19 protein-coding genes and 2 tRNA genes are annotated in these 20,505 nt (G+C 70.3%); 12 read left to right on the plus strand and 9 right to left on the minus strand.

The features are described from left to right. The first annotated feature begins 137 nt into the window (after positions 1-137). Together HUT18_RS24275 and HUT18_RS24280 are read left to right on the plus strand one after the other, a co-directional pair. Positions 138-308: a hypothetical protein gene (locus HUT18_RS24275; RefSeq protein WP_176102676.1), complete on the plus strand. Its 171-nt coding sequence runs from the start codon at positions 138-140 to the stop codon at positions 306-308. Positions 309-377: 69 nt separating this feature from the next. After that, positions 378-1,463 carry a PDZ domain-containing protein gene (locus tag HUT18_RS24280; RefSeq protein WP_176102677.1) on the plus strand — a complete coding sequence of 362 codons (1,086 nt, stop codon included), beginning with the start codon at positions 378-380 and terminating at the stop codon, positions 1,461-1,463. Positions 1,464-1,554: 91 nt separating this feature from the next. Here the strand turns inward: HUT18_RS24280 and HUT18_RS24285 are convergent, their stop codons facing one another. Continuing rightward, positions 1,555-2,112, minus strand: a complete 558-nt coding sequence (locus HUT18_RS24285) for a PPA1309 family protein (protein WP_176102678.1) — start codon at positions 2,110-2,112, stop codon at positions 1,555-1,557. A 173-nt stretch (positions 2,113-2,285) separates the two neighbouring features. On the opposite strand from HUT18_RS24285, the gene HUT18_RS24290 reads away from it, so the two are divergent. From HUT18_RS24290 to HUT18_RS24310, 5 genes are all read left to right on the plus strand, one after another. Then, entirely contained in the window at positions 2,286-5,279 is a 2,994-nt protein-coding gene (locus HUT18_RS24290; protein ID WP_176104772.1) for a UPF0182 family protein, read from the plus strand. A 40-nt stretch (positions 5,280-5,319) separates the two neighbouring features. Continuing rightward, positions 5,320-5,393: transfer RNA gene (locus HUT18_RS24295), tRNA-Met, on the plus strand. Between the two features lie 277 nt (positions 5,394-5,670). Continuing rightward, positions 5,671-7,512: a tetratricopeptide repeat protein gene (locus HUT18_RS24300; RefSeq protein WP_176102679.1), complete on the plus strand. Its 1,842-nt coding sequence runs from the start codon at positions 5,671-5,673 to the stop codon at positions 7,510-7,512. 193 nt (positions 7,513-7,705) lie between these two features. Then, positions 7,706-7,779 (plus strand) — tRNA-Met (locus tag HUT18_RS24305). 261 nt (positions 7,780-8,040) lie between these two features. Then, positions 8,041-9,237 (plus strand): helix-turn-helix domain-containing protein, encoded by a 1,197-nt coding sequence (locus HUT18_RS24310; protein ID WP_176102680.1) that lies wholly within the window; start codon positions 8,041-8,043, stop codon positions 9,235-9,237. Positions 9,238-9,300: 63 nt separating this feature from the next. Here the strand turns inward: HUT18_RS24310 and HUT18_RS24315 are convergent, their stop codons facing one another. The 3 genes from HUT18_RS24315 to hisN all read right to left on the minus strand — a co-directional run bounded on the left by HUT18_RS24315 (position 9,301) and on the right by hisN (position 11,453). Beyond that, positions 9,301-9,711, minus strand: coding sequence for a Fur family transcriptional regulator (locus HUT18_RS24315; RefSeq protein ID WP_176102681.1), 411 nt, complete (start codon positions 9,709-9,711; stop codon positions 9,301-9,303). A 236-nt stretch (positions 9,712-9,947) separates the two neighbouring features. Further along, positions 9,948-10,349 (minus strand): cyclic nucleotide-binding/CBS domain-containing protein, encoded by a 402-nt coding sequence (locus HUT18_RS24320; protein ID WP_176102682.1) that lies wholly within the window; start codon positions 10,347-10,349, stop codon positions 9,948-9,950. A gap of 264 nt (positions 10,350-10,613) precedes the next feature. Further along, a complete protein-coding gene (gene hisN / locus HUT18_RS24325) occupies positions 10,614-11,453 on the minus strand; it encodes a histidinol-phosphatase (protein WP_176102683.1) in 840 nt (279 codons plus the stop codon). A 193-nt stretch (positions 11,454-11,646) separates the two neighbouring features. Between hisN and HUT18_RS24330 the strand changes: the two genes are divergently transcribed. Next, on the plus strand, positions 11,647-12,282 hold the full coding sequence (locus HUT18_RS24330) for a TetR/AcrR family transcriptional regulator (RefSeq protein WP_176102684.1): 636 nt from the start codon (positions 11,647-11,649) through the stop codon (positions 12,280-12,282). Positions 12,283-12,401: 119 nt separating this feature from the next. Here HUT18_RS24330 and HUT18_RS24335 read toward each other — a convergent pair whose 3' ends face one another. From HUT18_RS24335 to HUT18_RS24350, 4 genes are all read right to left on the minus strand, one after another. After that, complete coding sequence (locus HUT18_RS24335) at positions 12,402-12,725, minus strand: multidrug efflux SMR transporter (RefSeq protein WP_176102685.1); 324 nt, start codon at positions 12,723-12,725, stop codon at positions 12,402-12,404. A gap of 172 nt (positions 12,726-12,897) precedes the next feature. Continuing rightward, entirely contained in the window at positions 12,898-13,911 is a 1,014-nt protein-coding gene (gene rsgA, locus HUT18_RS24340) for a ribosome small subunit-dependent GTPase A (RefSeq protein ID WP_176102686.1), read from the minus strand. A 15-nt stretch (positions 13,912-13,926) separates the two neighbouring features. Continuing rightward, the gene (aroA, locus tag HUT18_RS24345) at positions 13,927-15,246 is read right to left on the minus strand and encodes a 3-phosphoshikimate 1-carboxyvinyltransferase (RefSeq protein ID WP_176102687.1); all 1,320 of its coding nucleotides are present in this window, start codon (positions 15,244-15,246) and stop codon (positions 13,927-13,929) included. A gap of 299 nt (positions 15,247-15,545) precedes the next feature. Further along, positions 15,546-16,361, minus strand: a complete 816-nt coding sequence (locus HUT18_RS24350) for an SOS response-associated peptidase (RefSeq protein WP_176102688.1) — start codon at positions 16,359-16,361, stop codon at positions 15,546-15,548. A 95-nt stretch (positions 16,362-16,456) separates the two neighbouring features. Between HUT18_RS24350 and HUT18_RS24355 the strand changes: the two genes are divergently transcribed. The 4 genes from HUT18_RS24355 to rsrA all read left to right on the plus strand — a co-directional run bounded on the left by HUT18_RS24355 (position 16,457) and on the right by rsrA (position 19,179). After that, positions 16,457-17,179 carry a M50 family metallopeptidase gene (locus HUT18_RS24355; RefSeq protein WP_176102689.1) on the plus strand — a complete coding sequence of 241 codons (723 nt, stop codon included), beginning with the start codon at positions 16,457-16,459 and terminating at the stop codon, positions 17,177-17,179. Between the two features lie 98 nt (positions 17,180-17,277). After that, positions 17,278-17,919, plus strand: coding sequence for an alpha/beta family hydrolase (locus HUT18_RS24360; RefSeq protein WP_254878783.1), 642 nt, complete (start codon positions 17,278-17,280; stop codon positions 17,917-17,919). Between the two features lie 244 nt (positions 17,920-18,163). Then, positions 18,164-18,856 carry a sigma-70 family RNA polymerase sigma factor gene (locus HUT18_RS24365; RefSeq protein ID WP_176104773.1) on the plus strand — a complete coding sequence of 231 codons (693 nt, stop codon included), beginning with the start codon at positions 18,164-18,166 and terminating at the stop codon, positions 18,854-18,856. Then, positions 18,853-19,179: a mycothiol system anti-sigma-R factor gene (gene rsrA, locus HUT18_RS24370; RefSeq protein WP_176102691.1), complete on the plus strand. Its 327-nt coding sequence runs from the start codon at positions 18,853-18,855 to the stop codon at positions 19,177-19,179. Before HUT18_RS24365 ends, rsrA begins: the two co-directional genes overlap by 4 nt. 856 nt (positions 19,180-20,035) lie before the next feature. Here rsrA and HUT18_RS24375 read toward each other — a convergent pair. Continuing rightward, positions 20,036-20,500 carry a hypothetical protein gene (locus tag HUT18_RS24375; protein ID WP_176102692.1) on the minus strand — a complete coding sequence of 155 codons (465 nt, stop codon included), beginning with the start codon at positions 20,498-20,500 and terminating at the stop codon, positions 20,036-20,038. Positions 20,501-20,505 lie beyond the last annotated feature (5 nt).

Consider the following 20,505-nt stretch of genomic DNA (forward strand, 5'->3'; position numbering starts at 1 on the left):
CCGCGGCCCGCGCCCCCGCACGATCCCGGTGAGCCGTTCCGTTTGCGTAACCCGCCCCCTGCCGTGAGCGTTGATCGTGCGGGTCGCTAATCTGCTGATCATCCGGTGCGACGCGCGTCACGGCTTGGGAGGTCGGTATGGGAGCACTCACGTGGCTGCTCATTCCGTTTGTGGCCGCGATCGGGGCGGGTACCTGGGGCAGCTGGGTCGCCAGGCACCGCCACACGAACGACGGGCCCGAACTCGCCGGATACGCCAGGTTCCGCGAGGCGATGGAGAAGTCCGGCTCGGGACCCGACCCCCTGTGAGCCGCTGAGCCCTGCTCCCTCGCAGGCCCAGGGGGGCGTACGGACGCCTGTTTCCCGTACTGTCGTGCCATGCCACGCCGCACCGCGACGATGCTCGCCTCCACCCTGATGCTGATCGCCCTGCTGTGCGCGGGGGTCTTCATCAAAGTGCCGTACTCGGAGATGTCGCCCGGGCCCACGGTGAACACGCTCGGCGAGCACGGCGGCGAACCGGTCCTGCAGATCTCCGGCCGCAAGACCTACCCGACCACCGGCAACCTCAACATGACGACGGTGCGCGTCACCAGCGCCGACTACACGATGAACCTCGCCGAGGCGGTCTACGGCTGGCTGGCACACGACGACGTCGTGGTGCCGCACGAGACCCTCTACCCGGATGGGAAGACCGAGGAGCAGTCCTCGCAGGAGAACGCGGAGGAGTTCAGCCAGTCCCAGGAGAGCGCCAAGGTGGCGGCGCTCAAGGCGCTGGACATCCCGGTCGCCACGCGCGTGGTGGTCTCCACCGTCCGCAAGAACGGCCCTGCGCAGGGCACGCTGCACGCGGGCGACGTCATCCGCGCGGTGGACGGCACCCCGGTCACCAATCCCACCGACGTCGTCGAGCTGGTGACCGCGCACAAGCCGGGGCAGAAGGTCGAGTTCACCATCGTCCCCGCCAAGGAGGCGGCCGAGGCCGAGAAGGCGCGCAAGGAACCGAAGCGCACCACGAAGGTCACCGCCACCACCGAGAAGGGTGACAAGGGGCAGGCCGTCGTCGGCATCGAGGCCGGGACCGACCACACCTTCCCGTTCACCATCGACATCAAGCTCGCCGATGTCGGCGGCCCGAGCGCGGGATTGATGTTCGCCCTGGGCATCGTCGACAAGCTGACCAAGGACGACCTGACCGGCGGCAAGTTCGTCGCGGGCACCGGCACCATCACCGACGAGGGCAAGGTCGGCCCCATCGGCGGCATCAGCATGAAGACGGTCGGCGCACGCGACAAGGGCGCCGAGTACTTCCTCACCCCGAAGGACAACTGCGCCACCGCCGCCAAGGACGTGCCGGACGGCCTGACCCTGGTCAAGGTCGACACCATCGACGACGCGATGAAGTCCCTGGAGGACATCCGCGAGGGCCGTACCGGCAAGCTGCCGAAGTGCACCACGAGCTGACACTGCCGTGAACGGGGCGGGCGGCGGACGGAGAAGGATCCGTTCCGCCGCCCGCCCCGTTCACGAGGCCGAACCATGCGTCGAGGGCCGGCTACTCGGCGAACGTCGCCATCAACGCCTCGGCCAGGCCGGGCACCAGGCCCGATCCCGTGAGGACCTCCGTCGCCGAGTCCTTCTCCCGCAGCCGCAGCGCCGACTCGCGGGTGCCGTCGCGCAGCACGCCCACCGTCATACGGACCTCCTGACGGTCCGGGTGCTTGGCCACCCACGCGGCGAGCTGCGCCTCGTCGAGGTCGCCGGGCACCGACTCCTCGGCGGACGGCGGCAGCATCAGACGCTCCACGGTCAACGCGCAGCCGACCACCGCGTCCGGCCAGGCGATCGTGCCGAGGAACTCGTCGAGCGGGCGCCCGGCGGGCAGTTCCTCCTGCTCGACGGGGGTGAGCGCACCGGCCTCCTGCCCGTCGCCGAGACCCAGGCGCGCGGCGAGGCCCGGCTCCTGGGAGCGCAGCCGCTCGGTGTCGACGAGGGCGAACAGCAGTGCCGGACGGTCCCAGCCGAGACCGGAGACATAGTCGTCGATTTCGAGCACGGCACGGGTCAGCGGGCTCGCTGCCATCGGGGGGCCCGCGGGGGAATCTTTGGACATGGCCAATATCCTGCCTCCTCAAGGCTCCGAACCGGGAACTGAGTAAAGCTTCCGTAAGTTGCATGGAGGGGCGCGCCCTGCGCACGGCCCGCACCAACTGCGACAGCAACAGAGCAGCAGACCGATTCAGCAACAGCGACAGCGAACTTCGAGGTGCCACCTTGGCTTTCCAGATGCCGGACCGCGGCGGAGGCCCGACAGGGCCACGGATCACCGTGGGCCGACCCTCCCGGCGTGTTCGCACGCTCCTTCTGACGCTCGGCGTCCTGGCCGTCCTGGCCATGGTGTTCGTCATGTTCGCGGGCTTCTGGACGGACTGGCTGTGGTACCGCTCCGTCGGGTACTCCTCCGTGTTCACCACGATGCTGTGGACGAAGATCGGACTCTTCGCCGTCTTCGGGCTGTTGATGGCCCTCTCCGTCGGCGTCAACATCTGGCTGGCGCACAGGCTGCGCCCGCCGCTGTCCGCGATGTCGGTCGAACAGCAGAACCTCGACCGCTACCGGATGGGCATCGCGCCGTACAAGAAGTGGATCCTGCTCGGGGTCTCCGCCCTTGTCGGCCTGGTCTCCGGCGCCTCCGCGGCGGGCCAGTGGCGCACCTGGCTGATGTGGGTCAACGGCGTGCCCTTCCACCAGAAGGACCCGCAGTTCCACCTCGACGTCAGTTTCTACGCCTTCGACCTGCCCTGGTACCGCTTCCTGCTCGGCTTCGGCTTCGCGACCACCGTGCTGTGCCTGGTCGCGGCGACCGTCACGCACTACCTGTACGGCGGGCTGCGCATCACCAGCCCCGGCGCGCGGGCCACCTCCGCGGCGACCGGGCATCTGTCGTTCCTGCTCGGTGTGTTCGTCTCGCTCAAGGCGGTCGCGTACTGGCTCGACCGGTACGGCCTGGCCGTCAAGTCCAGCGACTTCAAGGCCACCGACAACTGGGCGGGCCTCAGGTACGTCGACGCCAACGCCTATCTCCCGGCGAAGACCATCCTGTTCTGTATCGCCGTGATCTGCGCGGTGCTGTTCTTCGCGACGCTGTGGCGGCGCACCTGGCAGCTCCCGGTCATCGGCTTCGGCCTGATGGTGCTCTCCGCGGTCCTGATCGGCGGCCTGTACCCGGCCATCGTGCAGAAGTTCCAGGTCCAGCCGAACGAACAGGCCAAGGAAGCCCCGTACGTCGAGAAGAACCTGAAGGCGACGCGCGAGGCGTACGGCATCGACGGCACCTCCGTGCAGGAGTACGAGGGCAAGAGCGCCACCGAGAACCGCTCGGAGCTGCGTGACGACGCCGACGGCGCGGCCAGCCTCAGGCTCCTGGACCCGAACGTCGTCTCGCCGACGTTCCAGCAGCTCCAGGAGATGAAGGACTACTACGCCTTCCCGCTGAACCTCGACGTCGACCGCTACCGCACCGGCGAGGGCAAGAACGCCAAGGAGCAGGACACCGTCATCGGTCTGCGCGAGCTGAACCTCTCGGGCATCCCGAAGAACAACTGGATCAACGACCACTTCCGCTACACCCACGGCTTCGGCGTGGTCGCCGCCAAGGGCACCACCGCGGACGCCGCGGGACGCCCGGTGTTCACCGAGTCCGACCTGCCGTCCAAGGGCAACCTGAAGAAGTACGAGCAGCGGATCTACTACGGCGAGCGGACCACCCAGTACTCGATCGTCGGCGGTCCCCAGAAGGAGATCGACTACCCCGACGACAACGGGGAGCGGACCACCAGCTACAAGGCCAAGAGCGGCGTCAGCCTCTCCAACCCGGTCAACCGGGCGGCGTACGCGGTGGCCTTCGGCGAGCCGCAGATCCTCTACTCGGGCGCCATCGGCGAGGGTTCGCGGATCCTGTACAACCGCACGCCCAAGGAGCGCGTCGAGGCGGTCGCCCCGTGGCTGACCATCGACGGCGACGCCTACCCGGCCGTGGTCGACGGGCGCATCAAGTGGATCGTCGACGCGTACACCACGACGAACGGCTACCCGTACGCCTCGCGCACCACCCTGGGCGACACCACCGCCGACTCGCTGACGAGCGCCAACAACCAGCGGGCCGTGGTGGCGCAGCAGAACCAGGTCAACTACATCCGCAACTCGGTGAAGGCGACCGTCGACGCCTACGACGGCAAGGTCAAGCTCTACCAGTGGGACACCAAGGACCCGGTGCTCAAGACCTGGATGAAGGCCTTCCCGGACACGGTCGAGCCCAGGAGCGAGATCTCCCAGGCGCTGATGGACCACCTGCGCTACCCGCAGGACCTGTTCAAGGTGCAGCGTGAACTGCTCACCCGCTACCACGTGAAGGACGCCGAGACCTTCCTCAGCGGCAGCGAGGCCTGGCAGGTGCCCGAGGACCCGACGAACAAGTCGGGCGAGGCGGTGCCGCCGTACTACCTGAGCATGAAGATGCCCGACCAGAAGTCGCAGGCCTTCTCGCTGACGACGACGTACAACCCCAAGGGCCGGGACAACCTCAGTGCCTTCATGGCGGTGAACGCCGAGGCGGGCACGGACGACTACGGCAAGATCAGGGTGCTCAAACTGCCGGCCAGCAGAACGGTCGACGGGCCCAAACAGGTACAGAGCCAGTTCAACTCCGAACAGGACATCGCGGAGTCGATCAGGCTGCTCAAGGGCGGCGACTCCGAAGTGGAGTACGGAAACCTGCTCACGGTGCCGCTGGACGGCGGACTGCTCTACGTGGAACCGGTCTATGTGCGAGGCGGCGGGCTGAAGTACCCGCTGCTGCGCAAGGTCCTGGTCACCTACGGCGGTGCGACGGCGTTCGAGGACACCCTCGGCGAGGCACTCGACAAGGTCTTCCAGGCCAAGGGCTCCACCGAGCCACCACCCGAGGGCGAGAAACCGAAGCCACCGCCGACGTCCGGCGACTCGACGCTGCAAGAGGCGCTCGCCGATGTGCAGAAGGCCTTCGACGAGGGCCAGGAAGCCTTCAGGAAGGGCGACTGGGAGGCGTACGGCAAGGCCCAGGACGCGCTCGACGAGGCGCTGAAGCGGGCCGCCGAGGCGCAGAAGCGGGTCGAGTCGCAGAGCGACAAGCCCGCGGGCGGCGACAACAAGCCGGACCGGGCCGCCGGGGGTGACCGGCAGAGCCGGGAGCCCGAGGGGGCCGATGCGACGGCCCGGGCCGAGCAGGACGACTCGGCGTGAACAGCGGCCACCCCGCGTCGTGTTAGGGTCGTCCTACCGACGCGGGGTGGAGCAGCTCGGTAGCTCGCTGGGCTCATAACCCAGAGGTCGCAGGTTCAAATCCTGTCCCCGCTACTGCAGTTGAAGGCCCGGATCCCGAACTCCTGGGATCCGGGCCTTCGTCGTGCCGTCGTTGCTTCGCTCAGGTGTCCCTTCGCAGGACTGCCCGAAGAACGCGCCTGGCGTGCGTAGCCGGGCCAGGAACGTTTTCCTTGACGCAAGTTCAAGTTTCTTGACGCCGACTCGGCGCGACGTGTTTGACTTATCTCTCTGTGGGCATGTCGACAAAACGCTGAAGTGACCTCACTGGCTGCGGTATACCAGATGTACCAAGGTTGCGGGTGGTGCGACGATGGACGTTATGGGGGACAAGGCAACTCTGTTGGAGACAGGGCGATTTGTGCAGCCGGCCGACCGGGACGAGACCGGTGCGGCCGCGGAGGAAGCGCGCCAGAGGCGGGCCGCCGAATCGGGCGACACCGAGGCCATGAGCGTGCTCGGTGCCCTGCTGCTGCGTCGCGGTGATCTCGACGGAGCCGAGCCTCAGCTGCGCGCCGCGACCGCCGCCGGTGACCGGGCGGCCGCCAACAACCTCGGAGTCCTGCTGCACCAGCGCGGTTACGCGGAGGAGGCGGCCCTGTGGTGGCGTGTCGCCGCCGTCGCCGGCTCGGCCGCCGCCGCCCACGCGCTCGGCCGCTACCACCGCGAGCGCGGCGACGAGCCCGCGGCCGAGTACTGGCTGCGGCAGTCCGCCGAGCAGCAACACGCCCTCGGCGCCTACGCCTTGGCCGACCTGCTCGAACACCGCGGCGACGCGGAGGGCGAGAAGTGGATGCGGGCGGCCGCCGAACACGGCCACCGCGAGGCTGCATACCGCCTCGCCCGCGCCCTCGACCCCGGCACCGCGACCCGCGAGAAGGACCCGGCCACCGAAACCCGCCGGGCCGCGGCCGCCGCCGTACTCGCCGGGAAGGAGCAGGAGGCGCGGGCCGCCGAGGCCGAGCAGTGGTACCGCCAGGCCGCCGCGCGCGGTCACCGCAGGGCCGCCCTGCACCTCGGCACCATCCTGGAGGCGCGCGGCGAGCTGAAGGAGGCCGGGCGCTGGTACCTGACCTCGGCCAGGGACGGCGAGGCGCGCGCCGCCTGCGCCCTCGGCTTCCTGCTGCGCGACGCCGGTGACGACCGCAGCGCCGCCGTGTGGTGGCTCAAGGCTGCCCAAGGCGGCGACGGCAACGCGGCCAACGCGCTGGGCGCCCTGCACGCCGAGCGCGGCGAGACGCAGACGGCCGAGCGCTGGTACCGGGCCGCCATGGACGCGGGCGACATCAACGGCGCCTACAACCTCGGCCTGCTCTGCGCGGCGCAGAACCGCAAGATCCAGGCCGAGCAGTGGTACCGCCGCGCCGCCTACGCCGGGCACCGCGAGGCGGCGAACGCCCTTGCCGTACTGCTGCTCCAGGCCGGGGACACGGCGGGCGCCGAACCGTGGTTCTCCAAGGCCGCCGAGTCCGGCAGTGTCGACGCCGCCTTCAACCTCGGCATCCTGCACGCGGGCCGGGGCGAGGCGGACAGCGCGCTGCGCTGGTACGAGCGTGCCGCCGAGGCCGGGCACACCGAGGCGGCCCTCCAGGTCGGCATCGCGCGACTGCGCGGCGGCGACGAACCGGAGGCCGAACGACTGCTGCACGGCGCCGCCGAGGGCGGGAGCGCCGAGGCCGCGTACCGGCTCGCCGCCGTCCTGGAGGCGCGCCGTCCCCCGCGGCCCGACCACGAACTCGGCGAGAGCGCCAGCGAGAAGGCCGAGTACGAGCAGTGGTACGAGCGTGCCGCCGAGCGGGGCCACCGCCGGGCGCAGGTGCGCGTCGGGATGCTCGCGGCGGCCCGCGGCGACGTGGTCGAGTCCGCGCGCTGGTACCGGCTCGCCGCCGAGGCGGGCAGCCGCAACGGTGCCTTCAACCTCGGTCTGCTGCTTGCCCGCGAGGGCAGCGAGCCCGAGGCGGCGCTGTGGTGGACCAGGGCGGCGGAGGCCGGTCACGGCAGGGCGGCGCTGCGCCTTGCCCTGCTCTACGCGCGGCGCGGTGAACTGCCCGACGCGCAGCGCTGGAGCGCGCTCGCGGTCGAGCTCGGCCCGGCCGAGGTCAGCCGCCGCGCGGGCCGGCTGTGCGAGGCGCTGCGGCAGGAGCTGACGGCGTGAGGCGTGGCCCGGGCCGGGGTTCCCGGCTCTTTGGACGGTCTGTGACGAGTCCCACCCGCACCCCGTGGGTGGGACTCATCGCATCCGGGGACCGCGTCTGACCAGTGCCGATGCGCGGTCCGGGCGGAGGCCGCCCGCCGACGGAACGGATTTGCGCTGCTCCGTAAGGACGACGTAGTGTGGTGTTCACCGACGCGGGGTGGAGCAGCTCGGTAGCTCGCTGGGCTCATAACCCAGAGGTCGCAGGTTCAAATCCTGTCCCCGCTACTCAAGGCCGAAGGCCCGGCACCGATCAAGGTGCCGGGCCTTCGGTGTTCCCCGGGTGTGTTCGTCCCCGGGTACTCCTCCCCGCCGCTTCTTGACCCAGGATTTCCGCACACCGGCATCGCCGGGGGTGGACGCCATGTTGAGGGGCTGTTACGGCCGCGGCGCTGATGTTACTTTTCGGTAGCCACATGCATTCGGGACAGGTGGGGTGTGCACGGATGTCTGCGCCGCCGGTCCGGCCGAACAACGGGGGAGGCGAGCATGGCCGCTGCACAGACGGACGGCAGGGCGCGTACCCAACAGGACGGTCGCGAGCTTCTTGCTTCACTGCTGAAGGACCTCGGTGACGACGAGGCGGTCATCCGGGAGATCATCGAGGAGGCCCGGGTCCATTCGCCCGATGTCGCCAAGCTCTCCGTGGAGGAGAACCGGCGGCACGTCACGGTGATGCTGCGGGCCGGCCTCGCGGCGCTGCTCGGCGGGGAGCGCGTGGAGGTGGGTGACTTCAGTGATGCCGCACGTCTGGGCGCGCACCGGGCGGCGCAGGGGATCTCCATCACGGCGCTGCTCCGGGGCGTGCACGCCGGGCGCGGCCGGATCACCGAGATCGCCATCGACCGGGCCCGCGCCGCCGGTGTGCCGGCCGAGGTGACGCTGGAAGCACTGGTCGCCGTGAACAAGTACGCGGGCATGCTCGAACGCCATGTGATCAGCGGCTACCACAGTGCGGAACTCGAACTCGCGTGGACCGCCCGCGACACCCGGCAGCAGGTGCTGCGGCAGATCATGTGCGGGGAGGAGCTGTCCGGCGAGGACCTGGTGCGCGGCGGGCTGCAGCCGCAGGGGCTGTACCACTGGGTGCTCTCCGACGTCACCGATCTGTCCCGGGCGCGCTCCCTGGAGCAGCGGCTCGCGCACGACCTGGGTGTCTACGGATTCGTCGACGGACGGCTCGCGGGGCTTGTGTCACGCCTGCCCGACCGGGACGCGGTCGGCGGCGAGGTGCTCATGGTGGCGAGTCCGCCGGTGCCGTTGGGGCAGGTGTCCGAGCTGCATCCGCTGGTCGGCTCCGCACTGGAGACGGGGCGGCGGCTCGGTCTGCACGGGGTGCACGAGATGGCCCGGCTGGCGGGTCAGACCGCGCTGTTCGCCCAGCCCGCGCTCGCCGAGCTGCTGGTGCACAGCCTGTTGGGGGAGCTGAACCCGGAGGACGAGTTCCATCGGCAGCTCGCCTCGACCGCGCTCGCGTATCTGGACCACGGGCACCGTGTCGACCACGCGGCGACCGCCCTGCATGTGCACCCCAACACGGTCCGCTACCGCCTCGGCAGGCTGAGCGAGATCACCGGGGCGCCGCTCGATCCGACCGCGAGCGGGAGCCGTCCCGCGGTGGTGGAGGCGATGCGCTGGTGGTGGGCGCTGCACACCTGGCTGGAAGGGGCCGTGCGCCGGGCCTGACGCGAAGGTGCCCGCCGGGTGACTGCCCGGCGGGCCCGAAGGAGATGTGTGCCGCTTACCGGCTCAGCGGCAGTCGGGGCACAGGCCCCGGAAGGTGACCTCGGCGCCGACCAGGGCGAAGCCGAAACGCTCGGCGTCGGGCAGTGTCGCCAGCGGGTCGCCGGTCGGGTGGACGTCGCGGATGGTGCCGCAGTTCGAGCAGACCAGGTGCTGGTGGGCGCGGTGGGCGTTGGGGTCGTAGCGCTTGGCGCGCTTGTCGGTGGAGACCTCCAGGACCTCACCGAGCGTGACCAGCTCACCGAGCGTGTTGTAGACGGTCGCGCGGGAGATCTCGGGCAGCTTGGCCACCGCGCGGGCGTGTACCTCGTCGGCCGTCAGATGGACGTGATCGCCGTCGAGGACCTCCGCGACGACGCGCCGCTGCGCGGTCATTCGCCAGCCGCGTTCGCGCAGCCGTTCCAGCAGGTCGCTCATGCAGGCCAGGGTAACAGTCGGTACGTCGAGAACCCGAACCGGTATGTGTTTGGACTCTCACTTGAAGTAGACCTGGTCCAAGTTGCTTGGCCGGGCGCCTTCGGATCGGTGGGAGGGGGCGCGACCGGCGCGTAGGCGTCGCCGTGAAGCGGCGGCGCGCGGTGGTGCGCCCCCTCCTGCCCTGCGCTACTCCTGCCTCGTACGGCTGCTGCCTCGTACTGCTCCCGTCCCGCGCCTCACCTCGGCAGTGGTGAGGTGCCTTCGCGTACGGGTGCCCAGCAGCCGATGATGTCCCGTACCGAGACGATGCCCACCGGTTCCTGGTCGTCGAGGACGATCAGATGCCGGAAGCCGCCGTGGGCCATGGCGTGGGCGGCCTCCTCCAGGGTCCAGCCGGGCGAGGCGAAGACGACGTCGGTGGTGGTGTGGCGACCGGCGCGTTCGTGGTCCGGATCCTGGCCCCCGCCAAGGGAGTTGAGGACGTCGCGCTCGGTGAGGATGCCGAGTCCGCTGGTGTCCGGGTCGAGTACGACGGCGGCGCCGACCCGGCGGGCCGACATCATGCGGGCCGCCTGGCGCAGGGTGTGGTCGGGGCCGATGGTCAGGACCATGGTGCTCATGGCGTCGCGAACGAGCATGGGCGAATGCCACCTCCTTGTAAGGGCCGTGCAGAGCCGTGCGGGAGTGTGCGGAACCACAGGGTCGTGAGAGGTCACGGGAGGTTCGCGCGGGGGCCGCTCAGGTGCCGGGTCTCCGGAAGCCCGGGCGTCGAGAAACGGCGCACATGTTCACAAGTGGGGGAACCCAGAGTGGCAAAGGGAAGGCAAAGCAACAAGAGGCGTGCGCAGGGTCGTTGAGCGCCGGGCGTGCACCCCGGCGTCAGAAAGGCGTGCGCTCCGGTGTCAGCGGCGCGGGTCGAGGTGGTCCAGGAGTTCGTCGTGCAGGATGCCGTTCGACGCGGCGGCGTTGCCGCTGTGCGGGCCGGGGCGTCCGTCGAGTCCGGTGAAGCGGCCACCGGCCTCCGTCACCACGATCGCGTTGGCCGCCATGTCCCACAGCGACAACTCCGGCTCCGCACACAGGTCCACCGAGCCCTCGGCGACCATCATGTACGGCCAGAAGTCGCCGTAGCCGCGGGTGCGCCACACCTTGCGGGTCAGGCCGAGGAAGCCGTCGAGGCGCCCCTGCTCCTCCCAGCCGCTGAGGCTGGAGTACGCGAAGGAGGCGTCGCTGAGTCGGGAAACCCCCGAGACCCGCAGCCGGGACGCCGAGGAGAGGCTGCGCCCGGTGAAGGCGCCGTGCCCCTTGGCCGCCCACCAGCGGCGGTTGAGCGCGGGCGCGGAGACCACGCCGACCACCGGCTCGAAGCCGCCCGCGCTCTCGAAGGCGCCGGTGCGGGAGGAGGCGTCACCGGCGCCCGCCTCCATCAGTGAGATGAGGGTGGCCCAGACCGGGACGCCGCGTACGTAGTTCTTGGTGCCGTCGATCGGGTCGATCACCCAGCGCCGGGGGCCGGTGCCCTGGATGCCGTACTCCTCGCCGAGGATGGCGTCGCGGGGCCTGGCCCGGCCGAGCTGGCCGCGGATCAACTCCTCGGCGGCCTTGTCGGCCTCGCTCACGGGGGTCATGTCCGGCTTGGTCTCGACTTTCAGGTCGAGCGCCTTGAACCGGTCCATGGTCGCGGCGTCCGCGGCGTCGGCCAGCACATGGGCCAGACGCAGATCATCGAGGTAGTCGGGCATGGGCGAACAGTATCGACCCGGGCGCCCGCTCGGCCACAGTGCCTGCTCGCCCCGCGCGGCTGTACGCCGCACAGCCGTTCCCGACGCCCTCCCCGCCGGGTTGTCCGTGACCTGTGCCGCGAGCCTTGACAGGTCCTGATGCCGCGTCAACCCTGAGCGGCAGGCCGCCGGTACGGCGGTGCGGGAGGCGACGATGCCCCAGACGCGCGAGGCCTTGCTGGATGCCGCCTGCGCCGTGCTCGCGCGCCGTCCCTGGCCCCGGGTGCGGATGACCGACGTGGCCGCGATGGCCGGAGTGTCCCGGCAGACCCTCTACAACGAGTTCGGGTCCAAGGACGGGCTCGGCCGCGCCCTGCTCCGGCGCGAGGCCGACTCCTATCTCGCGGGCGTCGACCGGGTGCTCACCCCGCCCGGGCCACCGGCCGAACGGCTGGCCGCGGTCGCCGAGTGGACGGTCGGCGCCGCACGGGCCAGCGCCATGCTGCGTGCCCTGCTCACCGGCTGCTGGAGTACCCGGCTGCCGACGCCGCAGTTCGCCGCGGTCGGCCCGATGAGGGATGTGCCCGGACAACGGCGCTTCGGCCGGCCGAGCCCGGACCCCGGCCGGGAGCATCCCCCGCCCGCCCCCGGCGACCTGCTCGACCTGGTGCGCGACCGCTCCCTCACCGCCCTGTGCGGGCCGACCGCCCGTGCCGTACCGCCCGAACTGCTCGTCCCCGCCTGCGAGATCGCCGTACGCCTCGCCCTGTCCTGTGTCGTGGCCCCGAAGCCGGAGGCGGGGGCGCTGGTCCGCGAGGCGCTGACGCCACTGCTCGCGGCGGGACCGTGAGGGCGGCGGCCGCTCGCACGGACTCCGGGACTCGTACGGACTCCGGGACTCGTACGGACTCCGGGACTCGTACGGACCCGGGGCTCGTACGGACCTTGGGACTCGTACGGACCCAGGGATCAGTGCGCCGAGCCCGAGAGCTGGAGGCCGATGATGCCGACGATGACCAGGGAGATCGACACGAGCTTCAGGGTGGAGACCAGGTCACCGAGGAAGATCATGCCGTAGATGGCGGTGCCCGCGGCGCCGATGCCGGTCCACACCGCGTACGCGGGACCGACGTCGAGCTTCTTCAGGGAGAGGGTGAGCAGTCCGAAGCTGCCGAGGGCGAAGGCGCAGAAAGCGACCGTCGGCCAGAGCCGGGTGAAGCCGTGCGAGAGCTTGAGACAGACCGCGAAACCGGTTTCGAGCAGTCCGGCCACGATCACCAGCAGCCACGCCATGAGTTGTTGCCTCCCGCATACCAGGTCCGTGACCGCCGTACCGGAACTTGCCTCGTGCTTGGTGCGAGTATGCCTTTACCTTTGCGGCCACCGCCCAAACCCCGACCGGGTCAACGATGCCGACGAGGTGTCAGGGCAGGGCGGGAGCAGCGGCCTCGGCCGTGAACCCTTGTCAGTCGCCCTCGTGCCGCTCGCGCGTGGCCAGCAGACGCCGCAGGGAGTACAGCCGGGCCGGGTCGGCGTGGCCCTCGGCCACCCAGGCGTCGAGGCCGCAGTCCGGCTCGTCGTGGCTGCACGCGCGCGGGCAGTTCTCGGTGCCGGGCTGCAGGTCGGGGAAGGCGTTGATGACCCGGCTCGGGTCGATGTGGGCGAGCCCGAAGGAGCGCACGCCCGGAGTGTCGACCACCCACCCCTCCTCGGCGCCGCCGAGCGGCAGCGCGAGGGCGGAGGTCGTGGTGTGCCTGCCCCGGCCGGTGACGGCGTTGACGTGACCGGTACTGCGCCGCCGGTCCTCGGGCACCAGCGCGTTGACGAGGGTCGTCTTGCCGACGCCGGAGTGGCCGACGAACGCGGTGATCTGCCCGGCGAGCTGCTCGCGCACCCGCGCCGCGGCGTCGCCGTTCTCCAGTTCGTCCCGCGAGGTCACGATGTACGGCACCCCCAGCGGCTCGTAGGTCGCGAGCAGGTCGGTGGCCGGGGCGAGGTCCGACTTGGTGAGCACGAGCAGCGGTTCGAGTCCGCCGTCGTACGCGGCGACCAGACAGCGGTCGATCAGCCGGGGCCGCGGCTGCGGGTCGGCGAGCGCGGTGACGATGGCGAGCTGGTCGGCGTTGGCGACGACGACCCGCTCGTACGGGTCGTCGTCGTCCGCCGTTCTGCGCAGCACCGAGGAGCGCTCGGAGATCCGCACGATCCGGGCGAGGGTGTCCTTGCGCCCGGAGAGGTCTCCGACCAGGGCCACATGGTCACCGACCACGGCCGCCTTCCGGCCGAGCTCCCGCGCTTTCATCGCGGTGACCAGCCGGTCCTCGACCAGGACGGTGAGGCGGCCCCGGTCCACGGTGAGGACCATGCCGTCGGCGGCGTCCTCGTGCTTGGGCCGGATGCTGGTACGCGGGCGGTTGCCCTTGCGGTTGGGGCGGACGCGGACGTCGTCCTCGTCGGGGTTCTTTCCGTAGCGGCGCATGATCGGATCCGCCCGTCAGTTCCCGAGCATCCTCGTCCACATCTCGGGGAAGTCCGGGAGGGTCTTCGCGGTGGTGGCCACATTCTCGATCCGCACGTCCGGTACCGCCAGGCCGATCACGGCGCCCGCGGTGGCCATCCGGTGGTCGTCGTAGGTGTGGAAGGTGCCGCCGTGCAGCGGGCGCGGGTTGATGTGGAGACCGTCCGCGGTCTCGGTGACATCGCCGCCGAGGTCGTTGATCTCCTTGGTGAGAGCGGCCAGGCGGTCGGTCTCGTGCAGGCGCAGATGGGCCACGCCGCGCAGCGTGGAGGGGGAGTCGGCGAGCGCCGCGACGGCCGCGATGCCCGGGGTCAGCTCGCCCACCTCGCCGAGGTCGGCGTCGATGCCGTGCACGGTGCCCGAGCCGGTGAACACCAGGCCCTGCTCGGTCAGTTCGCAGGAACCGCCCATCGCCGTGAAGATCTGGCGCAGCGCGTCGCCCGGCTGGGTGGTGTGCGCGGGCCAGTCGGGGATCACCACACGGCCGCCGGTGATCAGGGCCGCGGCGAGGAAGGGCTGGGCGTTGGACAGGTCCGGCTCGACGGTGAGGTCGCGGCCGAGCAGCGCGCCGGGGGTGACCCGCCAGACGTTCGGCTCGCCGCCCGACTCGGGGGTGTCCACCTGGACCCCGGCCGCGCGCAGCATCTCGACGGTCATCCGGATGTGCGGCATCGAGGGCAGCACCTCACCGGTGTGCCGCACCTCCACGCCCTGGTTGAAGCGCGGCGCGGACAGCAGCAGCGCGGAGACGAACTGGGAGGAGGAGGACGCGTCGATCTCGACCTTGCCGCCGTCCACGGCCCCGGCGCCGAGCACCGTCATGGGCAGCGCGCCGCGGCCCTCGTCCTCGATGCGCACACCGAGCGCGCGCAGGGCGTCGATCACGCCGTGCAGCGGGCGCTCGTAGGAGCGCGGGTCGCCGTCGAAGCGGACCGGGCCGTCGGCGAGCGAGGCCAGCGGCGGCAGGAAGCGCATGACCGTTCCGGCGTTGCCGACGTCGACGGTGGAGCCGCCGCGCAGCTGCTCCGGCGGGATCACGCGCCAGGCCTCGCCCGAGCCGTCGGGGCCGACGCCCTCTTCGATGCCGACGCCGAGCGCGCGCAGGGCACCGGCCATCAGAAGGGAGTCGCGCGAGCGCAGCGGGCGGCGCAGCCAGCCCGGTTCGGAGGCGAGGGCGGCCAGTACGAGAGCGCGGTTGGTGACCGATTTGGAACCCGGCACCTGCACGGTCGCGTCGACGGCGGAAGAAGCGGACGGGGCGGGCCACAGGTCCTGGGATGCGAGGTTCGCGGTCATGGCCCTCACCTTAGTCGTCGGGGGGATCACCGGGATCCCCGGAAAAGGGGGGATATCCCCAGCAAGCACCCCGTATCGCAAGGGGCGGAACCGCGCCTGTTTCCGCGGTCGCCGGCGGTCGGCGAATACCCGTACGCCGGGGTCTTGCCGGAGGGTGGCGGGCGGGGAAATCCGGGTCGCGAGTGACGTCGGGACCCGGTCGCGGGCCCCGACCGAGAGGCGCGACCGTGCCCGGCCCTTCGTGAGAAGAGCGCGTCCTCGTGAGAAGGGTGTGCTCCCGTCAGAAGAGCGCGCTCTCGTCAGAAGAGCGTGCTCTCCTCCGGCGCGGCCAGTTCCTTGAGCAGGTCGGCGCCGTTGTTGCGGACGTTGCTGACCGCCGTCGAGACCGGGTACGCGCGCATCAGGCCCTCCGGTGGCGGGGCGAGCAGCGAGCGCAGGTGGGCCGGGTCGGTGTGGGAGGGGTCGAGCCAGTCGTCCCAGCGGTCCGGGGTGAGCATCAGCGGCATCCGCGGGTGGATGTCGGCGAGCGCGCGCGGGCCGTCGGCCGGGCCGACCGCGAGCGGGCCGCTCTCCGCCTCGGTGGTGATCACCGTGCAGGTCACCCACCAGGAGCCCGGGTGCCCCTCCGGCAGGGTCCCGTCCCGCCAGAACTCGTAGAGACCGGCCATCGCGAACACACTGCCGTCGGCGGGGGTCACGAAGTACGGCTGCTTGCGCGGCCGCTTCTTCTTGCCCTCCACCTCCAGCTCGCGCTCGGCGGCGTCGGTGACCCACTCGTAGTAGCCGTCGGCGGGCAGGATGCAGCGACGCTGGGCGAAGGCGCGGCGGAAGGCGGGCTTCTCGTGCACGGTCTCGGCGCGGGCGTTGATCATCCGCGCGGCGCCCTCCGGGGTCTTCGCCCAGGACGGGACCAGGCCCCACTTGAGCCTCCGGAGCTGGCGAACCGGAGCGGGAGAATCTGCGTCTTTGAGAGGGCGATCCAGTACCGCGTAGACCTCCTTGGTCGGCGCGACGTTGAAGTCCGCCTCCAGGGTCTCCTCGGGCTCCCACTTCTCGACCTCGAAGATGCCCTTGAGGTCCTCCGGCCGCCGACTGGCCGCATACCGTCCGCACATGAGTGCCACACTGCCACTTCGTCCCGTCACCGGGCCAGCCGCCGACAGCTTCCGGCCAGGCCCCCGACCCCCGAGCTGAGGAGCACGCCGCGCCCATGGCCTTCATCGAGCAGACTTCCCTGACCGGACTGTGGGACCGCGTCTTCGGCAGCCAGCCCGAACCGGACCTGTGGGTCGTGATCGGCACCGGGGTCCTCGCCCTGGCCGCGGTGGCCTCGCCGGGTGTGTGGCGCGTCACCCGCAACGCGATCACCATCGCGCACGAGGGCGGGCACGGTCTGGTCGCGCTACTGACCGGCCGCAGCCTGGACGGGATACGTCTGCACTCCGACACCAGCGGACTGACCGTGAGCCGCGGCAAACCCACCGGCCTCGGCATGGTCCTCACCGCCGCCGCCGGATACACCGCGCCGCCGCTGCTCGGCCTCGGCGGCGCCGCGCTGCTCGCGGCCCACCACATCACCGCCCTGCTGTGGCTGGCGACCGCCCTGTTGGTGGCCATGCTGGTGATGATCCGCAACGCCTACGGGGTACTGAGCGTGGTCGTCACCGGCGCCCTGTTCGTCCTCGTCTCCTGGTCGACCGGGCCGCAGGTGCAGGCCGCCTTCGCCTACCTGGTGGTGTGGTTCCTGCTGGTCGGCGGCGTACGCCCGGCCTTCGAACTCCAGGCCAAGCGCCGCCGTGGCGGCGCCGGTGACTCCGACGCCGACCAACTCGCCCGCCTCACCCAGGTCCCGCCCGCGGTCTGGTTCCTCTTCTTCCACGTCGTCTCGCTGTGCGCCCTGATGGGCGGCGGACAGTGGCTGATCGACGTATAGACGTACAGAGGCACGGACGTACAGACGTACCGACATGCGGCCGCGCCGTGGCCGTCGCGCACCCCGGGCAGGGGGTCGCGGCGGGCAGGATGGGCGGCGTGACACGCACCGAGACGATCTCCACCGAGGCCGGTGAGGCCCGGATCACCTGGTACGAGGCGAAGCGGCCGCGGCTGCTTGTGGCCGCGAGCCACGGCGCGGGCGGCGGCATCGAGGCCCGCGATCTGCGGGCGCTCGCCCGGGTACTGCCCGAGCACGGGCTGAGCCTGGCCCTGGTCGAACAGCCCTGGCGGGTGGCCGGGAAGAAGGTCGCCCCCGCACCCAAGACCCTGGACACCGGCTGGCGCGGGGTGTGGCCCGCGCTCGCCGCGCCCGGGCTGCCGGTGGTCGCGGGCGGCCGCAGCGCCGGGGCCCGCGTCGCCTGCCGCACCGGCCGGGAACTGGGCGCCCTGGCGGTCCTCGCACTGAGCTTCCCGCTGCACCCGCCCGGCAGGCCCGAGCGCTCCCGTGCCGAGGAGCTGCTCGGCACCAAACTGCCCACGCTCGTCGTCCAGGGCGGCAAGGACCCCTTCGGAAAACCCGCCGAGTTCCCCGAGGGCGCGTACGAACTTCTCGAAGTGCCGCACGGCGACCACGGGTTCGCGGTGCCCAAGCGCGCCGAGCCGGGACAGGACGCGGCACTGGAGCTGATCACCTCCGCCGTCACCCGGTGGGCCCTGTCACTTCCGACCGGGGAATGAGACGCGCGGGTCCGCTGTTGTGCCCACTGACGGAAGTCACACGTCTTACGAGTTAGGAGTCCGTCGCATGGGTTCCACGTTCTGCCCGAGCCGGGACAGCAGCACCACAGGGCTCGACTGGTCGGTGCTGCACGCCCTGCGGACGGCATCCGTCCGGGCCACGGGCACGGCGCAGGCCGGTGCGGGTCGTCTATCCTCCGAGACGAGCGGGACCGGCATCGGTTTCGCCACGTCGCTTGAGGAGGTGGGTCCGGTCACTGGGACCGACGCGGGAACCGATCGCGGAGAGCCCGAGGAGCGGGCACGGCCCGAGGAGACTGCCGTCGAGCGCAACGCGCGCTTCGAACGCGACGCACTGACCTATCTCGACCAGATGTACTCGGCCGCCCTGCGCATGACGCGCAACCCGGCCGACGCGGAGGACCTGGTCCAGGAGACCTACGCGAAGGCGTACGCGTCCTTCCATCAGTTCCGTGAGGGCACCAACCTCAAGGCCTGGCTCTACCGCATCCTCACCAACACCTTCATCAACTCCTACCGCAAGAAGCAGCGCGAACCCCAGCGCAGTGCGGCGGAGGAGATCGAGGACTGGCAGCTCGCGCGCGCCGAGTCGCACATGTCGACCGGACTGCGCTCCGCCGAGTCGCAGGCGCTCGACCACCTGCCCGACTCGGACGTGAAGGAAGCGCTCCAGGCGATCCCCGAGGAGTTCCGCATCGCCGTCTATCTGGCCGATGTCGAGGGCTTTGCCTACAAGGAGATCGCCGACATCATGGGTACGCCGATCGGCACGGTCATGTCCCGGCTGCACCGGGGCCGCCGTCAGCTGCGCGGCATGCTCGAGGACTACGCCCGTGAGCGCGGGCTCTCCACGGCGGGGGCAACAGGTTCGGCGGACGCCTCGGGGTCCAACGGAAGGAAAGGCTCGGGCTCATGAGCTGCGGAGACCCGCACGAGACGGACTGCAGTGAAGTCCTGGACCATCTCTACGAGTTCCTCGACCGGGAGATGCCGGACTCCGACTGCACGAAGTTCGAGACGCACTTCGAGGAGTGCTCTCCGTGCCTGGAGAAATACGGTCTCGAGCAGGCCGTGAAGAAGCTGGTCAAGCGCTGCTGCGGACACGACGACGTCCCCGCCGATCTGCGCGACAAGGTGCTCGGCCGCCTCGACCTGATCCGCTCGGGACAGGCCGTGCCCGAGCACGACGTCACCGAGTCCGCGCCGAGCGACCTTCCGGCGGCGGCGCAGGAGGGCTGAGGAGACCGCCTCGGCAGAGCCGGGGCGACCTCACCTCGGGAGGGCTGAACGGCAAGGCTCCCCTCGGCGCATCACGCGCGGGGGGCCGAGTTCGCGAGAACGGGCGGATTCCGCCCGTTCGTCCGGCGGCCCGGCGGTGCCGCACGCGGCACGCGCGCCGTACGAGACGTTTCTCAGTACGTGTCTGAGCACGTGGCGGCCGGTTGTGGCCAGGCCCTCGGCACGCTGTCACCCGAAGGTGCGAATCACGGCCCACGGGGCCCGGCCAATGCGCCGATGCCGCCCCGCCGCCGATTTCCTCGTCCTATTCTCCGGAGCCTGAACGGGCTTGCCCGGGCCCTCGCGGCCTCTCGTCTTGATCTGTCTGTTTGATCTGTCCGGTCGGTGTGGCCGACGGTTCGTTGTGCCGGACCGGCCCGCCAAGAACCGGACGAGAGGCCCTAGTGCCCCGGCAGTCCATCCGTTGGGCGCCGGGAGGAGGGCAGCATGGCGAGGCTCGGGCCCGCGGGGCGGCTCTGTGTGCTCGGCGCCGCGCTCGGTGTACTGCAGTGGTTTGGCCCTACGGGAGCGTGTTGACCATCTGAAAAGTGCAAACGGAGGTGCCCATGGGGGAACACGAGCGCCTGGTAGTCGACTACATACTTTTGGAGTCGTCGACGAAGAATCTGAAGGACAAGGGAAAGGTAGAGCTCACGCTCTTTCAGGAGCTTCCTGGGCCCCTGCGGCCGACGGTCCTCCCTGACATCGAAGTCCACTGCAACTCCCTACGGACGGGTGTTGCAACGACCTCTTGAACTGAAGAAACTCCAGCGGGGCCTCTACATTTCAATCTCTATCGCCTTCGAAGGCAGGTTACCTACTCCGACGAGATTCGCTGGATAACTGGGTTTTCCGACAATCCAGGAATCTCTGCAACCAACCGCGAATGCGCTTCCCGAAGGAATCGAAGAACTTCACCCACGAGCTCTTCACGTCCCACGGCTCCGTGCATTGGATGCTTCGATGAACTCACCGCAACCAGATCGCCATCTTGACGCAGATGAATCACCTCTTCGCTTTCAGTGAAACCGAATGCGGCATCTTCACCTGACGAGATGCGCTTCACCGCACCAGAGAGAGACAAGGCCAGATCGACGAGAGTCACAAATCTCTTCTTTGAGACGATCTCAACGTCGCCAACCATCAGTTCGAAATTCACCCCGAAGCACTTGTAGCGGAGGTCCATTTCGCTGATCGCGGCCGGATCGCCCTGCTTGGCAGCGTCCCAGGTCTTGGTCCAGGCTGAACCCGACCCCGGGAGGTAGAAGGAGAGTTGAATCACGCTTT

It is taken from the genome of Streptomyces sp. NA04227 (assembly GCF_013364195.1).
Taxonomy (GTDB): Bacteria; Actinomycetota; Actinomycetes; order Streptomycetales; family Streptomycetaceae; genus Streptomyces.